General features: G+C 72.2%; 15 protein-coding genes and 1 pseudogene. 8 read left to right on the top strand and 8 right to left on the bottom strand.

What is annotated here, in order from left to right; all coding sequences use genetic code 11:
• Positions 1–12: 12 nt before the first annotated feature.
• From ABFY03_RS11385 to ABFY03_RS11365, 5 genes are read right to left on the bottom strand one after another with little or no spacing between them, the layout of a single operon-like run.
• Positions 13–351, bottom strand: coding sequence for an RRQRL motif-containing zinc-binding protein (locus ABFY03_RS11385; RefSeq protein WP_346169823.1), 339 nt, complete (start codon positions 349–351; stop codon positions 13–15).
• Entirely contained in the window at positions 351–581 is a 231-nt protein-coding gene (locus tag ABFY03_RS11380; protein WP_346169822.1) for a hypothetical protein, read from the bottom strand. Before ABFY03_RS11380 ends, ABFY03_RS11385 begins: the two co-directional genes overlap by 1 nt.
• A complete protein-coding gene (locus tag ABFY03_RS11375; protein WP_346169821.1) occupies positions 578–1609 on the bottom strand; it encodes a DUF2637 domain-containing protein in 1032 nt (343 codons plus the stop codon). The genes ABFY03_RS11380 and ABFY03_RS11375 overlap by 4 nt, the downstream gene beginning before the upstream one ends.
• Positions 1606–1944 (bottom strand): hypothetical protein, encoded by a 339-nt coding sequence (locus tag ABFY03_RS11370; protein WP_346169820.1) that lies wholly within the window; start codon positions 1942–1944, stop codon positions 1606–1608. Before ABFY03_RS11370 ends, ABFY03_RS11375 begins: the two co-directional genes overlap by 4 nt.
• The gene (locus tag ABFY03_RS11365) at positions 1941–2204 is read right to left on the bottom strand and encodes a DUF6284 family protein (protein WP_346169819.1); all 264 of its coding nucleotides are present in this window, start codon (positions 2202–2204) and stop codon (positions 1941–1943) included. Before ABFY03_RS11365 ends, ABFY03_RS11370 begins: the two co-directional genes overlap by 4 nt.
• 625 nt (positions 2205–2829) lie before the next feature.
• Here ABFY03_RS11365 and ABFY03_RS11360 point away from each other — a divergent pair.
• Positions 2830–3966, top strand: coding sequence for an NsdA family TPR-like regulatory protein (locus tag ABFY03_RS11360; protein ID WP_346169818.1), 1137 nt, complete (start codon positions 2830–2832; stop codon positions 3964–3966).
• On the opposite strand, the gene ABFY03_RS11355 is transcribed toward ABFY03_RS11360, so the two are convergent.
• The gene (locus tag ABFY03_RS11355; protein ID WP_346169817.1) at positions 3950–4726 is read right to left on the bottom strand and encodes an NUDIX domain-containing protein; all 777 of its coding nucleotides are present in this window, start codon (positions 4724–4726) and stop codon (positions 3950–3952) included. The two genes, ABFY03_RS11360 and ABFY03_RS11355, sit on opposite strands and share 17 nt — an antisense overlap.
• 386 nt (positions 4727–5112) lie before the next feature.
• Between ABFY03_RS11355 and ABFY03_RS11350 the strand changes: the two genes are divergently transcribed.
• The 3 genes and pseudogenes from ABFY03_RS11350 (at position 5113) to ABFY03_RS11345 (ending at position 7610) form a co-directional block, all read left to right on the top strand.
• Entirely contained in the window at positions 5113–6495 is a 1383-nt protein-coding gene (locus ABFY03_RS11350) for a hypothetical protein (RefSeq protein WP_346169816.1), read from the top strand.
• Between the two features lie 465 nt (positions 6496–6960).
• Positions 6961–7047, top strand: a pseudogene (locus ABFY03_RS37915) (glutamine synthetase); the annotation flags it as partial.
• A 59-nt stretch (positions 7048–7106) separates the two neighbouring features.
• Positions 7107–7610 (top strand): GNAT family N-acetyltransferase, encoded by a 504-nt coding sequence (locus ABFY03_RS11345; protein ID WP_319011862.1) that lies wholly within the window; start codon positions 7107–7109, stop codon positions 7608–7610.
• A 3-nt stretch (positions 7611–7613) separates the two neighbouring features.
• Here the strand turns inward: ABFY03_RS11345 and ABFY03_RS11340 are convergent, their stop codons facing one another.
• On the bottom strand, positions 7614–8045 hold the full coding sequence (locus ABFY03_RS11340) for a VOC family protein (protein ID WP_319011863.1): 432 nt from the start codon (positions 8043–8045) through the stop codon (positions 7614–7616).
• 220 nt (positions 8046–8265) lie between these two features.
• Here ABFY03_RS11340 and ABFY03_RS11335 point away from each other — a divergent pair, with 220 nt between their 5' ends.
• Positions 8266–9549: a cytochrome P450 family protein gene (locus ABFY03_RS11335; RefSeq protein WP_386723540.1), complete on the top strand. Its 1284-nt coding sequence runs from the start codon at positions 8266–8268 to the stop codon at positions 9547–9549.
• A complete protein-coding gene (locus ABFY03_RS11330; RefSeq protein WP_319011864.1) occupies positions 9546–10799 on the top strand; it encodes a cytochrome P450 family protein in 1254 nt (417 codons plus the stop codon). The genes ABFY03_RS11335 and ABFY03_RS11330 overlap by 4 nt, the downstream gene beginning before the upstream one ends.
• A 23-nt stretch (positions 10800–10822) precedes the next feature.
• Here the strand turns inward: ABFY03_RS11330 and ABFY03_RS11325 are convergent, their stop codons facing one another.
• Positions 10823–12874, bottom strand: a complete 2052-nt coding sequence (locus ABFY03_RS11325) for a PIG-L family deacetylase (RefSeq protein WP_346169815.1) — start codon at positions 12872–12874, stop codon at positions 10823–10825.
• 812 nt (positions 12875–13686) lie between these two features.
• Here ABFY03_RS11325 and ABFY03_RS11320 point away from each other — a divergent pair.
• Complete coding sequence (locus ABFY03_RS11320) at positions 13687–16674, top strand: bifunctional [glutamine synthetase] adenylyltransferase/[glutamine synthetase]-adenylyl-L-tyrosine phosphorylase (protein WP_346169814.1); 2988 nt, start codon at positions 13687–13689, stop codon at positions 16672–16674.
• A gap of 60 nt (positions 16675–16734) precedes the next feature.
• Entirely contained in the window at positions 16735–17676 is a 942-nt protein-coding gene (gene sigJ, locus ABFY03_RS11315) for an RNA polymerase sigma factor SigJ (protein ID WP_346169813.1), read from the top strand.
• Positions 17677–17728: the final 52 nt, after the last annotated feature.

Raw genomic sequence — 17728 nt, 5'->3', positions numbered from 1 at the left:
GGAACCTCCAGGTCAGGCAGCGAGAGCGGCGGGGGCGTCCGCGCACGGGACGCACATGCCGAGGGAGGGCGGGATGCGGTATCCGGCGTCCCGCCCGCAGGCCGGGCAGATGCGGCGGGCGGCGTTCGCCCGGGCCAGTGCGGCCCGTTTGGCCGGGGTCATCGGGCGGACGGGGCGGGCGAGGTCGATGCGGTAGAGGTAGGCGACGAGCGGGCCGCGTCGGCGGCGGGGGCGTTCGAGCTGGGCCACGACCGGCTGACCACCGGGCCGCAGCCCCATCGCCCGGAGCTGCCGGAACGTCGCCAGCCCCTCCGGCGCCAGACGCCACCGGTAGACGGGCAGGCCGGCCATCAGCTGAGCCGGTGGTGCGAGGCTCGGCAGGTGGCGGCGTGGTCGTTCGCCTCGTCGCGGGCGAACGCGAGGCCGTGCTCGCTGGAGTGGTCGCCGCAGCCGTGGCAGTGCCATCGCGAGGAGTGCCCGTGCTTGTTGCCGGTGACGTCGACGGCGGCGCCGGTCTGGTTGTGGAACCGGATGAGGAGGTTGTCGGGCTCGGGCGGGTTGGTGTGCGGGGAGAGCTTCACCGGGACGCTCCTTCCAAGGCCGGGGTGGTGTCGCGGAGTTCCTGGTAGCGGGTGGAGACCCAGCCGACGGACCAGCCGCACAGCTCGGCCGCCTGCCGCACCGGCACCCCGGCGGCGAACGCTGCGGCCACGGTCCGGCGGGCCTGCTCCTCGGGCTGCTTGCCGTTCACGGGCCCGGCGGCGAGGAGCGCGGCGCGTTCACGCTCGGCCCGCTCCTGCCGTTCACGCTGTTCACGGGCGGCCTGCTCGGCGGCCTGCCGGCGGTCCTGTTCGGCGCGCTGGGCGGCCTCGCGTTCACGGCGTTCACGGTCCAAGCGCTGCTGTTCACGCTCGCGTTCAGCGCGTTCACGCGCCTCCCGCTCCGCCCGCTCGACGGCCGCGAGCCGATCCCGCTCCACCTGCGCCGCACGCTCCTCGCGCTCGGCCTGTTCACGGGCCAGCGCCGCCTCATGCTCGCGCTGTTCACGGGCCATCCGGGCGTCGAACTCGCGGCGCTCGCGCTCCCGCCGCTCCTCCTCGTCCGCCCGCCGCCGATCGGCCTGCTCGGCCTCCTCGGCCCGCTCGCGGGCCTCCTGCTCACGGCGCCGGCGCTCGGCCCGCTCGCGCTCTTCCAGGCCGTTCACGGCGGCCGTGATGGCGCGGCGGTAGGCGAGGCCGGTCTCGGAGGTGACGATGAGGAGGAGGGGTGCGACCGCGTGCACGGCCACTCCGACCAGGTCCTTCCTCAACGCCGAGTCCGCCGTGTTCAGGGCGAGGGGCATGATGCCGGTCATCCACCGCAGCACCACCGGCCACCGCCCGCCCTCCCCGCCCAGGCGGGCCAGGACGGAGTCGAGACGCACGACGATGACGACGGCGGCGTCCACGACGATGGGGAGGATGGGGGCCGTCCAGTCCCACTCGTCGACGGTGTGGGCCCGCATCAAAGGGGTGACGGTGAGGACCGAGTACAGCATCGCCCCGCACACGATCAGCCACGTGCCCACGTTCAGCGCCTGCTCGGCTGAACGGATCTGAACAGCGTTCACGACACCGTCCCCAAGCCCAGCTCGGCCGCCTCCAGCTCCGGGACGGGGGTGAAGCCGACCAGCTCGATGTCGGCGCCGGCGAAGTGGCCGTGAACCTTCAGCACCCGTGTCCCGCCGCCGCCCTGAACGCGGTGAACAACCGCTGCCGGGTCGATGTTCAGGGCCTCGCGCCACGCCTCGAACGCGCCGAGACCGTCGTGCAGCGACAGGCGCAGACGGTCCGGGTAGACCGGGCACAGGTCCACGTTCGGCGCCGGCAGGTGCGAGAACCTCGCGTCCATCGCGACCAGCGCCGTCAACGGCGCCGCCAGGTCCGAGAGCGTCCGGGCGTTCACGCCGCACCGCCCGACTCCGCGGCGAACCGGTTGGTCAGGTTCCGGCGCTCGACCAGGACCCGGTGGCGGGCCCGGCGCACGCGCCGCTCGTCCAGCTCGGTCGCCGGACGGTCCAGCGTCATGATCTCCACGTCGAGGAGGTCGACCTCCGCCGCGATCAGCGGCAGCTCCAGCTCGATCGCGTCCAGCTCCGCGGCCGACGGCTCACCGTCGAACGCCAGCGCCTGGGAGGTGGCGGGGAGTGTGATGATGGACTTCATGGGTCGTGCTCCCTTCACAGCAAGGGGTGGAAACGGCCCGTACCGAACCCCCGGTGCTCGAACACCGGGGGTTCACGCCGTTGAAGCTCGGGGGTTCGTCTCCGGCTCCCCTCGACCCCGCCCGTACGGCAACCCCGCGGAGGGGCCCGGACGGGCGGAGGAGGCAACCGGCCGCAGCGAGCGGCTGCGGTGGTCAGGCGACGCGGTGGGCGCGGCCGGCCTGCCGGTCCAGCAGGGGCGGCGCCTGGGTTCTTCGTCGGAACGTCGGGACCTCCTCGGCGTCGGGCAACAGGGATGGAGCACTGCAAGGGGGACCGTGTCCCCACTCTCCGGCCGTTGCTCGCGGTCACCGGGCCACCTCGCCAGTCGGGCCGAAGCCCTGTCCCCTGGCCTTCAGCGGGATTGCAGCGTCCCCGCCTTGAGCACACGCCGTCTGGGCCTTTGCGGCCCATCTGGTGCGCACCAATAGATTGGCATCTGGTGCGCACCAGATGCAACCCCTTGGTTCGGGGTGCGTGTCGGTGTGCTCTTCCAGAGAACGGCTCAAGTGGGGCGCCTCGGTAGCCAACTGCGGTTAACCTCAGGGGTGTTAACCAGCTCTCACCTGCGGCTTTGCGGAGGCGGCGTGGCTAAGGGGTTAAAGGCGATCCGGACCGCGCGAGGGTGGTCGCAGGACCGGCTGATTCACGAGATGCGGCGGTTCGCGGAGCAGCGGTTGCTCGACATCGCCTCGGCGGCGAGCCTCAAGACCTACGTGTCGGAGTGGGAGAACGGGCGACGCACCATCACGGACCGCTACGCCGCGATCCTGCGACCGCTCCTGGGCGCCACGGACGCCGAGCTACGGGGTGAGGATGAGACCCCCGAGCCTCAGGCGGACGGCTACGCGGACCTGCTGAGCCGGATCGATGCGGCCGGCAGCCTGAGTCAGTCCATGGTCCCGGCGTTCCTGGCCCAGACGGAGCTACTGCGCACCATGGACCGACAGATGGGCGCGACCGGCCTCGTCGACCAGATGAACGGTCACTTGGCGGCGATGGAGGAAGCGTTGACCTTCGCCGTGCTGCCGGGGACGCGGCGGCCCATCGCGACTGCCCTCGCGGGAGCATCCACCCTCGCCGCCTGGCAGGCGTTGGACGCGGGCGCAGTGGATCGGGCATGGCGGCGGTACGAGCTCGCCAAGAAGGCGGCCCAGGACGCCGAGTCTCCGCTGTACCTGGCGCACGCCATGGGCGAGCAGGCGTACGTACTCGCGGACGCAGGACGGCCTCAACTGGCGGTCGAGCTGGTCCGAGACGCACAGCGTACCCACCCCGAACGCCAGTCACCCCGCCTGCGGGCGTGGCTGGCGGCGGCCGAGGCGGAGCTGTGCGCCGCCGCCGGCGGTCCGGAGATGGAGTCGGCAGCGAGGGCGGCGCTTGACCGGGCGACCGCGCTCCTACCGGACGACGGCGAGGTCCGCGACGCCGACATGCTGAGCATCTTCCTCAATACCGGCCACCTGTCGAGGTGGCGGGGAAACGTCCTGGCCAAGCTCGGGGATGCCTCAGCGATGGAGGCGCTGTACACGTCGCTCCGAAGCGCCGACGAGACTTTCGTACGCGCGAACTCCGGCATCCACTGTGACCTCACCCAGGCGCACCTCGCCCGCGGCGAGCTGGAGGAAGCGCGGACCCACCTCCAGAAGGCCAGGTTGCTGGCGAACCGCACGGGTTCCGTGCGGTACCGCCGGCGGGTGGAGCTGCTTACCGGTCGCCTCTAGCCCGGGAGGCGAGGATGTGGAGCAGGGCCACGAGCGTGCCCGAGCCCATGAGCTTGCCCTCGGACATGAGGCGCGGGATGTCGCCGAGGGGGATCCAGGCGATTTCGCCGGCCTCCTCGGCGTCGGTCGGCTCGCCGACCTTCTCGGCCCCACGGGCCACGAAGATCTCGTGCGGCGAGTCGACCATGCCGATCATCGGCTGGTAGCTGACGACGTGCTCGACGGGGCCGGGGCGCCAACCTGTCTCTTCCTCGGTCTCGCGGGCCGCCGTGGTGGCGGCGTCCTCGCCGGCGTCCACGATTCCGCCGGGCAGTTCCCAACCCCACTGCTGTGGCACGAAGCGGTAGCGCCACAGCATGAGGACGCGGTCTTGGTCATCGATCACGGCGGTGATCGCTACGCGGAAGAGCCGGACAACGTGGTGCTCGAAGCGGTCTACCCCGGGAGGCTCGACGTCGACCAGCTCCAGGTTCACCCACCGGTTCTCGTAGACGTGGCGAGAGCCGTGGATCTTCCACGGCTCCATCTCCGCCGGCGTCGGGACGCTCTCGCCGCCGAGGACGCGGTAGGAGCTGCGGTCGTGAGCCTTAATGAAGTGCTCATTCGCCAAACGGGCGAGCACCTGACGCAGCGCCGTACGGCCGATCTCAAGCTCAGCGCTCAGCGTCCGCTCGGAGGGCAGCTTGTCGCCAGGGCCGTACCGGCCGGCCTCGATCCAGGATCGGATCGTCTCGTAGACCCTCTGCGTCTTGGGTCCCATCCTCGGCCCACACTCCCAGATCGTCGGCTGCTGATGGCCAGCGTAACGGGGGGCGAGCGCAGATGACTTAGCCATGTGACTCTCTCGCTTCCGTGACTGCTCGCCCAATGTCTGCCGAGAGCGAGCGAGGCGGCGCCCGGAGAAGGGGCGGTTTTGTGCCGCTATGGGCCATGCGTCTACCGGGATCTGACGGCAGTGCCATGGTCCTGAGGAACATGCAGGTCAGAGCAATGATGGCTGCTGCACGCCAATCAGCCTTGAGAATTGACACAAGGGTACGGCCCCTTGCTCATGCTGGACCCTAGACCGGGCAGGACACCGGCCAAACCTGCTTCGCTGCCCGCAGGCTCCGGCTACCCTTCACTTAGTCAACAGATGGGGGATCCATGACCACTCCGGATCACGAAGAAGACTGGGGCGACGTAGAGTCGCCGGAAGACAATGAACTAGAAGAGAGTCCGCAGACGGTGTCGGCGGAAACGGCCTCAGAGCACCGAATGATTCGGGCGCTGGCGGAACACAAGATCGGCCTGGTAAATAAAAGACCCAGCTCCTTTGAGTTCTCTGCGCACCCAAAATGGAATGCACCGGTACGTCGCGAAGTGCATCTCCCCAAAATTCACCATGCTACGCTTCTCAGTCAACTTGAAAAGAAGGTCGAGCATACAAAAAAGTGGGCTGGCATTGCGATCCCGTCCGACGGCTATCTAGAAGTGCTCCTGGGGCCTAATCAAACACAGATGCCCTCTCCTTATGTCGCAAGGAGGCTGTCAACACTGGTCGCCGACAGGGCCGATAGCGACTGCACTCGAAGCCACGACTCCGACAACTCCTCCTCTCTGTATTTCGAGGGATTCCGAGAGGGGCGCCGGCCGTTCAAAATTCATCTGACCGGTAATGACGCTTGCATCGAGATCTCCGGCCCTTCTCCGGCCTGCCACGCCCTAGCCAATTACGGATTCAGTGCGAGGCCCCGGTATACGGCCTCACTGCGCATATTCTTTGACAGGCCTATGAAGGCAGAGGAGATTGAGACCGCAGCGGAGCCGCTCGTCGCATCGCTTTTGTATGAACTCGACGTTCGTAACCACCTGAATATGCGACCGCCCAAGTGGCCCAGTCAAGCAGATCGACGGCGCCCCGCGAACGCCGAACAGCCGGAGCAGATCGTGCGCTTTCCGGAAGTTGCGATCGAACCCGAGATTTCTGTGCTATTCCGCTTCGCCGGAAGCGCCACAGAGAACCCTCCGCTCGCATTTTTGTCGTACTATCAGGTCCTGGAAAGTTTCTTCCCGGCTGCGGGAAGGAGGAGCGCGCTCAAGAAAATTGAACGCGAACTGACCAACCCGCTTTTCAACCGACACAATGACAAGCATTTGATGCGGCTGCTCAATGTCGGTGAGAGCGCCGCAACAGCATCGGAAGCAGCCCACCTTAAGATGCTTCTCGATGAATTTGTGAGGGGTGACATCCTTGCAGATTTCTTCAAGGAGAATCAGTGGGGTAAGCACTTCACGAAGCAAGGGCCAATTAAGGGAATCGAAGAGAATATTAATCTAGATAATCGACAAACGCCACTGACTCACCAGGTTGCAGAGCGCGTATACAGAATCAGGAACCGAATCGTACACGCAAAAGATGATCCGAAATACCAGGAAACTCCGGCTCTTCTGCCTCAAAGTGATGAAGCTGAATCGCTTTGGCCTGACATTGACCTTGTGAGGCTGCTGGTTTGTGAGGTAATTCTTAGTGATCAGGTACGCATGTAAGGGTCTGCAATGCCTCTGCGTGCCCAGATCTGCCAGCAGTTCAGCGTGGGCGGGAATGTAGGTGCCGGAGTCGCTCATCCCCTAGGGTGGCGTGCCGATGGCGTTCGATATTCACGGCTGACATCAACGAAAATGAACAGCGACGCACGATCGTGTCCCCACGTAGTCACCACACCCATCGGCAAATACGGGGTGGCGGGCGCGGATCGAACTCATAAAGCCGTGGCAGTCAACGATCAGCCAACGCAGGCAAAAGAGGCAGTGCGTTCAGCAGAGCGGTGCGTGCCCACTCGGCGAGGAAGAGCGCTGCTGGTGGCGAGACTTGCGTGCAGTGGAGATTTGGGCCGTCTCTGGGCCGTCCGAGGGTGGCCCAGAGGCACCAACGCCCACCAGTAGTCACCAGTCCTTGGCCGCTGCGACCGGGATCAGCAGCAGGAGCCCGAGGTCGGCGGAGAGGCTCGCCACTTCCTCCGCAACAAGAAGCAGGAGTGGGAGGAGTACCGCTCCGAGGTCACCGCCTTCGAGCTGCGCAAGAACCTGCCGGTGCTCTGACGGGCCGTGCCGTCGGGAATCCCCTTGCCCCGGGCGGGGGGATTCCTCAGACTGCCCGGATGAAGATCGAATCCGTCGCCACCGAGCGGCTGTTGCTGTGTCCCCTGACCGTTCCCGAGGGGGAGCGGATCGCCGCGCGGGCGCCGTTGCCGGGGGAGCGGTGGGCGGAGGGGTATCCGGGGGTGGGGGACCTCGCCTCCGTGCGCGCGTTTCTGCGGCGGTGCGCCGAGGACGGGGATCCGGGGGTCTTCCGGACGTACCAGGTGCGGGTGCGGGACGGCGGGCTCGTCGTCGGGGGGATCGGCTTCCACGGGCCGCCGGGCCCCGACGGGGGCGTGACCGTGGGGTACGGGATCGTGCCGGGGGAGCGGGGGAAGGGGTACGCCTCCGAGGCGCTCGCGGCGGTGGTCGGCATCGCCCGGGAGGCCGGGGCGACCGTGCTGCGGGGCGACGCCGATCCCGCCAACGTCCCCTCCCACCGGGTGATGGAGCGGGCCGGGATGCGGCGCGTGGGGGAGGGGGACGGCGGTCCGGTGCGGTTCCTGGTGGAGCTGGGGCCGTAGGGCTCAGCGCTCGGCGAGCTCCGAGGGTGCCTCCTGGACGACCCAGCCGTTGCCGTCCGGGTCCTCGAAGGAGAGGAAGGAGTTCCAGGTCTCGCCCTTGCCCTCCTCCCAGCCGTTCGGGCCGACGTGCATCACCGGGGAGACGTCGACGCCCGTCTCGACGAGCGCGGCCCGGGCCGCCTCGATGTCGGTGACGCACAGCTGGAGGCCGTGCAGGCCGCCCGGGGCCGTGGTCTTCGTGCCGGGCATCGGCGGCATGCCGGAGAGCAGGGCGATCGAGCAGCGGGAGCCCGGCGGGGTCAGCTGGACGATGCGCATTCCGGGCGCGACCTCGTCGTCCAGGTCGACGGCGAAGCCGCACCGCTCGGCGTAGAACTCCTTGGCCCGGTCCAGGTCGGTGACGGGGACGGGGACGACTTCCAGTGTCCAGTTCATGGGACCACCGTCCCGCATTCCCCCGCCGCCGTGCCGCGTCGACACCCGTCGACCTGACGGAAAATCGTCTTCCCTCCGCCCAAATGACCTGATCTTGCCGTTCGGAGAACGAGATAGATCGGCATCGACCGTTCCGGCGTCACACAACCTCCCTATAGTGACCACGCGTTGGCCGCATCGGCCGTGCCACCCCACAGGTACGCCACAGGAGACAGGACTGATGACGCGCACCTCCACCGCCGGATCCGCACCCGATCCGGCCCTTCCGTCCGGGTGCCCCGCCGCCGTCCCGCTCTCCGGACCCGGCTTCCAGACCGACCCGCAGGCCGTCTACCGGGCCATGCGCCGCGACCACGGCTCCGTCGTCCCGGTCGAACTCCCGGGCGGCTTCCCCGCCTGGCTGGTCGTCGGCTACCGCGAGATCCACCAGGTCACCAGCGACCCCGAACTCTTCCCCCGGGACGTCTCGCTGTGGAACCAGTGGCCGCACATCCCCGCCGACTGGCCGCTGCTCCCCATGGTCGGCCAGCCCGTGCCCTCCATCTACTTCACGGCCGGCGAGGAACACCGGCGCCACGTCCGGATGGTGGTGCCGGCCCTGGAGGCCGTCGACCCCTTCGAGATCCGCGGCCACTGCGAGCAGCTGGCCGACCGGCTGATCGACGAGTTCTGCGGCCGCGGCACCGCCGACCTCGTCGCCGCCTTCTGCGAACCCTTCCCGGTCCTCGTCCTCGCCCGGCTCGTCGGCTTCCCCGACGACGAAGGCGCCGCCATCGCCCGGGTGTTGAAGGACCTCGCCGACGGCGGCCCGGAGGCGCAGAGCGCGCACCGGAAGTTCGGCGAGCACATGGCCCGGCTGGTCGCCGCCAAGCGCGCCGAGCCCGGCGACGACGTCACGAGCCGGATGCTCGCCCACCCCGAGGAGTTCACCGACGAGGAGTACATGCTCGACCTGATGGCCATCACGGCCGCCGGTCACCTCACCACCGCCGACTGGATCGGCAGCTCCGTCCGGCTGATGCTCACCGAGGACGAGTTCGCCGACTCCATGGCCCGCGGCCGCCGCAGCGTCCCCGACGCGATGACCGAGGTGCTGTGGGAGGAGGGCCCCACCCAGATCCTGGCCGGCCGCTGGCCCGTCCGGGACACCCGCCTCGGCGACCGCCTGGTCAAGGCCGGCGACCTGCTGCTGCTCGGCCTCGGCGCCGCCAACACCGACCCGCTGATCCGCCAGGGCGCCCCCGGCGGCGACCCCTCCCGGCGCGGCGGCAGCGGCGCCCACCTGGCCTTCAGCCACGGCGAGTACCGCTGCCCCTTCCCCGCCCAGGAGATCGCCGAGATCATCGCCAGGACCGGCATCGAGGTGCTGCTCGACCGGCTGCCCGACCTCGAACTCGCCGTCCCCGAGGAGGAACTGGTCCGCCGCCCGTCCGCCTTCCTGCGCGGCACCACCGCCCTGCCCGTCCGGTTCACCCCCGTCCCCACCACAGGAGACCTCTCGTGACCTGCCCGCACGCCGCCGCCCAGGCCGCAGCCGCCGGTGCCCCCGTCGTCATCGACCCGATGGTCCAGGACCTCGACGGCGAGACCGAGCGGATCCGCGCGGCGGGACCGCTGGCCCGCATCGACCTGCTCGGCGTGCCCGCCTGGGCCGTCACCCGCCACGCCGACGCCCGGCGCCTCCTGGTCGACACCCGGCTGGTCAAGGACCTCGACGCCTGGAGCCTGTGGACGAACGGGACCGTCACCCACGCCTGGCCGCTCATCGGCATGATCGACGCCGGCCGGTCCATGTTCACCGTCGACGGCGAGGAACACCGCCGGCTGCGCACCAAGACCTCCCAGGCGCTCACCCCGCGCCGCCTGGAGGCGATCCGCCCCGACATCGAGAAGTTCACCGCCGAGCTCCTCGACGCCCTGGAGGAGGCCGGCCGGGACGGCGCCGTCGTCGACCTCAAGTCCGTCTTCGCGCAGCCGCTGCCCATGCGGGTCGTCGGCATGCTGATGGGCGTCGACCCGCAGGCGAACGCCATGCTCACCCGGCAGTACAAGAAGTTCTTCTCGATGCTCACCCCGCAGGACGAGCGGCTCGCCCTCCTCGCGGACCTCGACGTCTTCTACACGGACCTCGTCCGCGCCAAGACCGCCCGGCCCACCGACGACCTCACCTCCGCGCTGATCCTCGCCGACGAGGGCGGCGAGCCGCTCACCGAGGAGGAGGTCGTCGGCAACCTCAAGGCGATGGTCGCCGCCGGCCACGAGACCACCATCGGCCTCGTCCTCAACGCCGTGCGCGCCCTCCTCGCCCACCCCGAGCAGCTGCGCATGGTGCTCGCCGGCGAGGTCTCCTGGGAGGCGGTGATCGAGGAGACCCTCCGCTTCGACACCCCCACCACCCACCTGCTGATGCGCTTCGCCACCGAGGACGTCCAGGTCGGCGACGCGGTGATCCCGAAGGGCGACGGCGTGGTGATCTCGTACCGGGCGATCGGCCGCGACCCCGAGCAGCACGGCCCGGACGCCGACACCTTCGACATCACCCGCCCGGCGCCCATCCGGCACATGACCTTCGGCCACGGCCCGCACATCTGCCCGGGCGCGGCGCTCTCCCGCGTGGAGGCGGGCATCGCCCTCCCCGCGCTCTTCGCCCGCTTCCCGCGCCTGCGGCTCGCCGTCCCGGACGAGGAACTGCGCAAGCTCCCGGTGATGACCCAGAACGACCTGGAGTCCTTCCCGGTCCTCCTCGACGCCTGAGCCCCGGGGGCCAGGCGCGGGGCTCAGGCGCGCGGGCTCGGCGCCGGCCCGGTCGTCCAGTGCAGCCGGCCGTCCTGGCCGAGCGCGGCCACCCCGCCCGGGCCCGCCGCCGGCGCGCCCGCCAGCGGGAAGTCGGAGAGGCGCCAGGTGCCGCCGCCCGGGATCGGGGCCACCGCGAGCCGGCCCGTACGGGACCGGACCGCGACGAGCCCGTCCGCCGCGCTCACCGGGCCGAAGCCCGCTATGCCGCCGGACGGCGGGGCGACCGGCGCCAGCCGGGCGGTGCCCGAGAAGTCCGCGGCCCGCGGCTCGCCGGTGGCGGGCACCCGGGACCACAGCCGGATGCCGTCGCCGGTCGGCGCCGGGCCCGCGCTCAGCGCGAGCGTCGTCGCCGCCAGGCCGGTCGGCAGCGGGCCGGCCACCGGGCCGCCGTCCGACGCGCCGGTCCACATCAGGACCGAGTGCGGAGTGCCCGCGAAGACGTACGTGCGTCCCCGGGCGTCGGTCGCCGCCACCGGGTCGCCGTGCAGATCCGCCCCGCCCAGGGCCCGCCACGGACTCCAGGCGCCGCCGGGCGTCCGCTCGCGGCCGACCAGCCGGTGGTCGCCGTCGCGCAGGAAGAGCGAGACCCGCCCGGTGCCGTCCACGGTCACCGCGGGCGCGCTGATGTCCGGCGTCCGGTCGGCCTCGTCCCGCTGCCCGGGCGTGCCCAGCGACCTCCACGGCCCGAACGGGCCGCCCGGCGCCGTCTGCTCGACCGTGACGACCTCGCGCCGGTAGCCGGCCGGGCCCTCGAAGGACGTCCGGGTGGAGAAGACCGCGATCCGCCCGTCCGGCAGCCGCACCGAACCGACCCCGCCGTCCAGGCCGCCGCCCGGCAGCAGCTCCGGCCCCCGCCAGGCGCCGCCGGGCGCCCGGTGCCAGGTCGCGAGCCGCCCGTCCTGGACGCCGAAGGCCACCAGACCGCCGTCCGCGGACGGCTGCAGCCAGCCGGTCGACGAGCCGCGCGCGTACCGCACGGTCCCCGTCCAGCCGCGCCCGCTCGGCCGCCCCGACGCCTTCAGGTCGCCGCACCCCGCCGGGCTGCCGCAGTCCTCCCCGTCGAGCCAGGCGTACGTCTTCAGGCTGCGCAGCTTCTCCTCGGCGGTCCGGCTGTCCAGCGCGCGGGGCAGATCCGTGTTCGGGTAGCCCATGTAGCTCTGCACGCCGACCCGCGGGTGCCCGGGCCGCTCCGCGTACCGGGCCAGCGCCGCCTGCACGAACCGCGCCCCGTAGGCGTGGTCCTGGTGGTCCCGCAGCCGGCCGGTGTGCGCGTCGGTGCCCGGCGTCGGGTCCAGGGTGCGCACGAAGGTCGGCCGGAAGCGTTCGAGGAGCCCCGTCAGCGTCGCGACGACCTGCTCCTTGGAGTACGCGAAGTCCGCGGCGACCGGCGTGCCCGAGGAGAGCTGCGAGCCGAGCGCCGGGATCCGCCCGTGCCACAGGCCCCGCAGGCTCACCGGGCGGTCCGCGGAGGTCGAGCCGGCCTCGCGCAGCTGGAGCCAGACGAGCCGCACCTCGGGCCGGGCCCGCAGGACGTCCAGCTCGGCCGCGCCGCCGCCGGCCGTGGGGATGACGGTCCGGTCCCAGGCGGCGGCGCGGTCGCCGGTGGCCATCTCGGCGTACGCGGCGCGGATGCCGTTCTGCCGGGCCTCGGCGAAGGCCGGCTTGTCCGGCGCGGTCACGGCCGCGGCCCGGCCGGCGCGGGCGTTGACGCCGTTCGACTCGCCCGCCGTCAGGTACACCGTGGTCACCGGCACCCGGTCGGCGAGCGACTGCGCGGTGTCCGGGTTCATGAAGTACAGGTCGTCGTCCGGGTGGGAGACGAACTGCACCACCGACAGCGGTGCGGCGGTACGGGCCTCCCGGGCGGTGCCCCGGACCGGCTCGGCGGAGGGCTTCCGCACCGGCGGGGCGACCGGGGTCCGCGCCTCCGGCGGGGCGGCGGCCGCGTGGGCCGGCGCCTGCTCGCCGGAGGTCGCCGTCAGCACGCCCGCGAGGGTGCCGCCGGTCAGCACGGCGACCGTGGCCGCGGTCACGACGGACCGGCGGTGACGGAAGGGGCGTATGAGGCGGGAGGGGCGGCGGACGGGCATGGCGAGGGGGTGCTTTCTACCTGGGCGACGGGGGCGCGTCGGAGGAGCGACGGCGGGTTCGCGACGGCGGCGGCGACGGGACGAACGACTCACATGGGTACAGGGCCGGAGCAGCCGACGGGTTCCGAAAACGGCCCGATGTGCCCGACGTCACGTGTGATCCGTACCGGATCCGGGCAGGTGAACACCCTTTTCAGCCACCCTCCGCGACGGCCGTCCAAGGCCGCCGTGACGGCCCGCCGATGCCCCCCCGCCGCTCTCCGGATGCCCGCCACCACCCAGGGAGACCTCGCCACACTCCGGGACGGCCAGCCCCGCCCCTCCGGACGGCCCGCTTCCGGCGGTCCGCCGCGGCTCGGCTCCGGCGCCGCTCCGGACGGCTCGCCCCGCCCCTCCGGGCGGCGCACGCCCCTCCGGGCGGCTTGTCCCGCCCCTCCGGCGGTCCGCCGCCCCTCCGGCGGTCCGCCGCCCCTCCGGCGGTCTGCCGCCGCTCCGGGCGGCGCACGCCCCTCCGGCGGTCTGCCGCCGCTCCGGGCGGCGCACGCCCCTCCGGCGGTCTGCCGCCGCTCCGGGCGGCGCACGCCCCTCCGGCGGCCCGCCACCGCTCCGGGCGGTCCGCCGCCCCTCCGGGCGGGCCAGGGGCTCGCGCGCCTCGCCTTCCTCCGGGGGGCTCCGTACCCGTCCCGCACGCTCCGTGGCCGTGCTGCGGATAGGCTCGATGCCGTCGGGCGTGCGGCGGAGAGGGAGCGGCGGAGATGACGGTGCCGGGGCGCAGGAGCAGTACGTTCACACGGCTGCTGCGGCACGGGTTCACCGATCCGTCCGGGGCCGAGCGGCTCCTCGACCTGCCCGAGCTCGCCGCGCTCCGCGGCGACTCCGTCCTCCTCGACGCGCTCGGCGCCACCGCCGACCCCGACCTCGCCCTGCGCGGCCTGGTCCGGCTGGTCGAGGCCCAGCCCGAGAGCGAGCGGCAGACGCTCACCACCACCCTGCTCTCCGCCAAGCCGTTCCGGGACCGGCTGCTCGGCGTCCTCGGCGCCTCCGAGGCGCTCGCCGACCACCTCGCCCGGCACCCGAGGGACTGGGAGACCCTGGTCACCTACGAGGCGGCCGACCTGCACCCGGGGGTCGCCGACTTCGAGCGCGGACTCGCCGGGGCCACCGACCCGGTGGCGCTCCGGATCGCCTACCGCCGCTGCCTCCTCGGGATAGCGGCCCGGGACGTCTGCGGCACCACCGACGTCGCCCAGGCCGCCGCCGAGCTCGCCGACCTGGCCACCGCCACCCTGCGGGCCGCCCTCGCCATCGCCAAGGCGGCCGAACCCACCGACGCCGCCCAGTGCCGACTCGCCGTGATCGCCATGGGCAAGTGCGGCGGCCACGAGCTGAACTACGTCTCCGACGTGGACGTGATCTTCGTCGGCGAGCCGGCGGAGGGCGCCGATGAGGCCAAGGCGCTCCAGGCCGCCACCCGGCTCGCCTCCCACCTCATGCGGATCTGCTCCGAGACCACCGTCGAGGGCACCATCTGGCCGGTCGACGCCAACCTGCGCCCCGAGGGCCGCAACGGCCCGCTCGTCCGCACCCTCTCCTCCCACCTGGCCTACTACCAGCGCTGGGCCAAGACCTGGGAGTTCCAGGCCCTCCTCAAGGCGCGGCCGGTGGCCGGCGACCCCGAGCTGGGCAGCGCCTACGTCGACGCCGTCTCCCCGCTGGTGTGGCAGGCCGCCGAGCGCGAGAACTTCGTCACCGACGTGCAGGCCATGCGCCGCCGGGTCGTCGACAACATCCCCGTCGCCCAGGTCGACCGGGAGCTGAAGCTCGGCCCCGGCGGCCTGCGGGACGTCGAGTTCGCCGTCCAGCTCCTCCAGCTGGTGCACGGCCGCAGCGACGCCACCCTGCACAGCGGCTCCACCCTGGACGCGCTCGCCGCCCTCGCCGCCGGCGGCTACGTCGGCCGCGCCGACGCGGCCCAGCTCGACGAGGCGTACCGCTTCCTGCGGGCCATGGAGCACCGCATCCAGCTGTACCGGCTGCGCCGCACCCACCTCGTCCCCGAGGGCGACGAGGACCTGCGCCGCCTCGGCCGCTCGCTCGGACTGCGCACCGACCCCGTCGCCGAACTGAACAAGGAGTGGCGGCGGCACGCCTCCGTCGTCCGCCGGCTGCACGAGAAGATCTTCTACCGGCCGCTGCTCGACGCCGTCGCCCAGCTCGCCCCCGGCGAGATCCGGCTCAGCCCCAAGGCGGCCGGCCAGCGCCTCGAAGCCCTCGGGTACGCCGATCCCGCCGCCGCCCTGCGCCACCTGGAGGCGCTGGCCTCCGGCGTCAGCCGCAAGGCCGCCATCCAGCGGACCCTGCTGCCGGTGCTGCTCGGCTGGTTCGCCGACTCCGCCGACCCGGACGCCGGCCTCCTCGGCTTCCGGAAGGTATCCGACGCCCTCGGCAAGACCCCCTGGTACCTGCGGCTGCTGCGCGACGAGGGCGCCGCCGCCGAGAACCTCGCCCGGGTCCTCTCGGCCGGCCGGCTCGCCCCCGACCTGCTGCTCCGCGCCCCCGAGGCGGTCGCCATACTCGGCGACCCCGAGGGGCTGAGGCCGCGCGGCCGCGACCACCTGGAGCAGGAGGTCCTCGCCGCCGTGGGCCGGGCGGACGACGCCGAGCAGGCCGTCGCCGCCGCCCGCGGGGTGCGCCGCCGCGAGCTGTTCCGCACCGCCGCCGCCGACCTCATCGACGCGTACGGCACCGAGGACAGCCCCCGCACCTCCGACCCGGGCGTCCTCGTCGACCGGGTCGGCCAGGCGGTCACCGACCTCAACGCCGCCACCCTCGCCGGCGCCCTGCGGGCCGCCGTCCGCGCCGAGTGGGGCGACGAACTCCCCACCCGGTTCGCGGTCATCGGCATGGGCCGCTTCGGCGGCCATGAACTCGGCTACGGCTCCGACGCCGACGTCCTCTTCGTGCACGAGCCGCGCCCCGGCGTCGACGACCAGGAGGCCGCCAGGGCCGCCAACCGGGTCGTCACCGAGATGCGCCGGCTCCTCCAGCTCCCCACCACCGACCCGCCGCTGCTGATCGACGCGGACCTGCGGCCGGAGGGCAGGAGCGGCCCCATGGTCCGCACCCTCGCCTCCTACCAGGCGTACTACCGCCGCTGGTCGCTCGTCTGGGAGTCGCAGGCCCTGCTCCGCGCCGCCCCCATGGCCGGCGACCCCGAGCTGGGGCAGCGGTTCATCGAGCTGATCGACCCGCTCCGCTACCCCGCCGAGGGACTCGGCGAGGACGCGGTCCGCGAGATCCGCCGCCTCAAGGCCCGCATGGAGTCCGAGCGGCTGCCGCGCGGCGCCGACCCCACCCTCCACGCCAAGCTCGGCCGCGGCGGCCTCAGCGACGTCGAATGGACCGTCCAGCTGCTCCAGATGCGGCACGGCTGGGCCGAACCGGGCCTGCGCACCACCCGCACCCGGGCCGCGCTCTCCGCCGCGCACGCCGCCGGGCTGATCCCGACCGAGGAGGCGCAGACCCTCGACGAGGCATGGGTCCTCGCCACCCGGGTGCGGAACGCGGTCATGCTCGTCCGCGGCCGCCCCGGTGACACCTTCCCCTCCGAGCCGCGCGAACTGGCCGCCGTCGGACGCTACTTGGGCTACGGCCCCGGCCATGTCGGCGAGATGGTCGACGACTACCGCCGGATCACCCGGCGCGCCCGCGCGGTCGTCGACGAACTCTTCTACGGGGCCTGACGGTTGGGCCGGCCGGGCACCGGGGCCGCCCGGTCCCGGCCGGCCCGATACGATCGCGGCATGGCCCTGCTGATGAGTGACGTGGACCGGTTCGAGAAGGCGCGGCCCCGCCTGGAGGCCATCGCCTACCGGCTGCTCGGCTCGTCGGCCGAGGCCGAGGACGCCGTGCAGGAGACCTACCTCCGCTGGCAGGCCGCCGACACCGGGCGCATCGAGGTGCCCGAGGCGTGGCTCACCAAGGTCCTCACCAACTACTGCCTCAACCAGCTCACCTCGGCCCGCGCCCGCCGCGAGACCTATGTGGGCCAGTGGCTCCCCGAACCGCTGCTCGCCGGCGACCCGATGCTCGGCCCCGCCGACACCGCCGAACAGCGCGAGTCCGTGTCGTACGCCGTCCTCGTCCTGCTGGAGCGCCTCGCGCCGGCCGAGCGGGCGGTGTACGTGCTCCGCGAGGCCTTCGGCTACCCGCACCGGGAGATCGCCGAGATCCTCGACATCAGCGAGGCCGCCAGCCAGCAGATCCTGCACCGCGCCAAGAAGCACGTCGCCGACGGCAGGGCCCGCACCGAGATCGACGGGGCCGCCGCCCGCAGGATCGTCGAGGAGTTCCTGGCCGCCGCCACCAGCGGCCGTACGGAACCCCTCATCCAGCTGCTCACCCAGGACGCCGTCGCCGCGGGCGACGGCGGCGGCAAGGTCCCCGCGCGGGCCAGCGCCTTCGAGGGCGCGAAGGCGGTCGCGACCTTCCTGCGCGGCCTGTTCAAGCCGGCCCCGGCCAAGCGGGCGCTGGTCGGCGGCGTCCCGGACCTCTACGCCGGCACCGCCAACGGCGAGCCCGCGATCATCGTGGTCGTGGAGGGCCGGGTCGTCGGGATCTCCTGCCTGGAGGTCACCCCGGACGGCATCGTCGCCGTCCGCAGCCAGGTGAACCCGGACAAGCTGCACCGGGCCGCCGAGCGCTGGGCCGCCGAGGAGCACGGCGCCCCGCTCTACAGCCTCTGACCCTCCCCCGGGGGGGGTGTGACGCAGGTCACATCCAATTCCTGTCAGGGAA

Source organism: Streptomyces roseofulvus, from assembly GCF_039534915.1.
GTDB classification, from domain to species: Bacteria; Actinomycetota; Actinomycetes; order Streptomycetales; family Streptomycetaceae; genus Streptomyces; species Streptomyces roseofulvus.
This window is presented reverse-complemented; position numbering and strand designations above follow the sequence as displayed.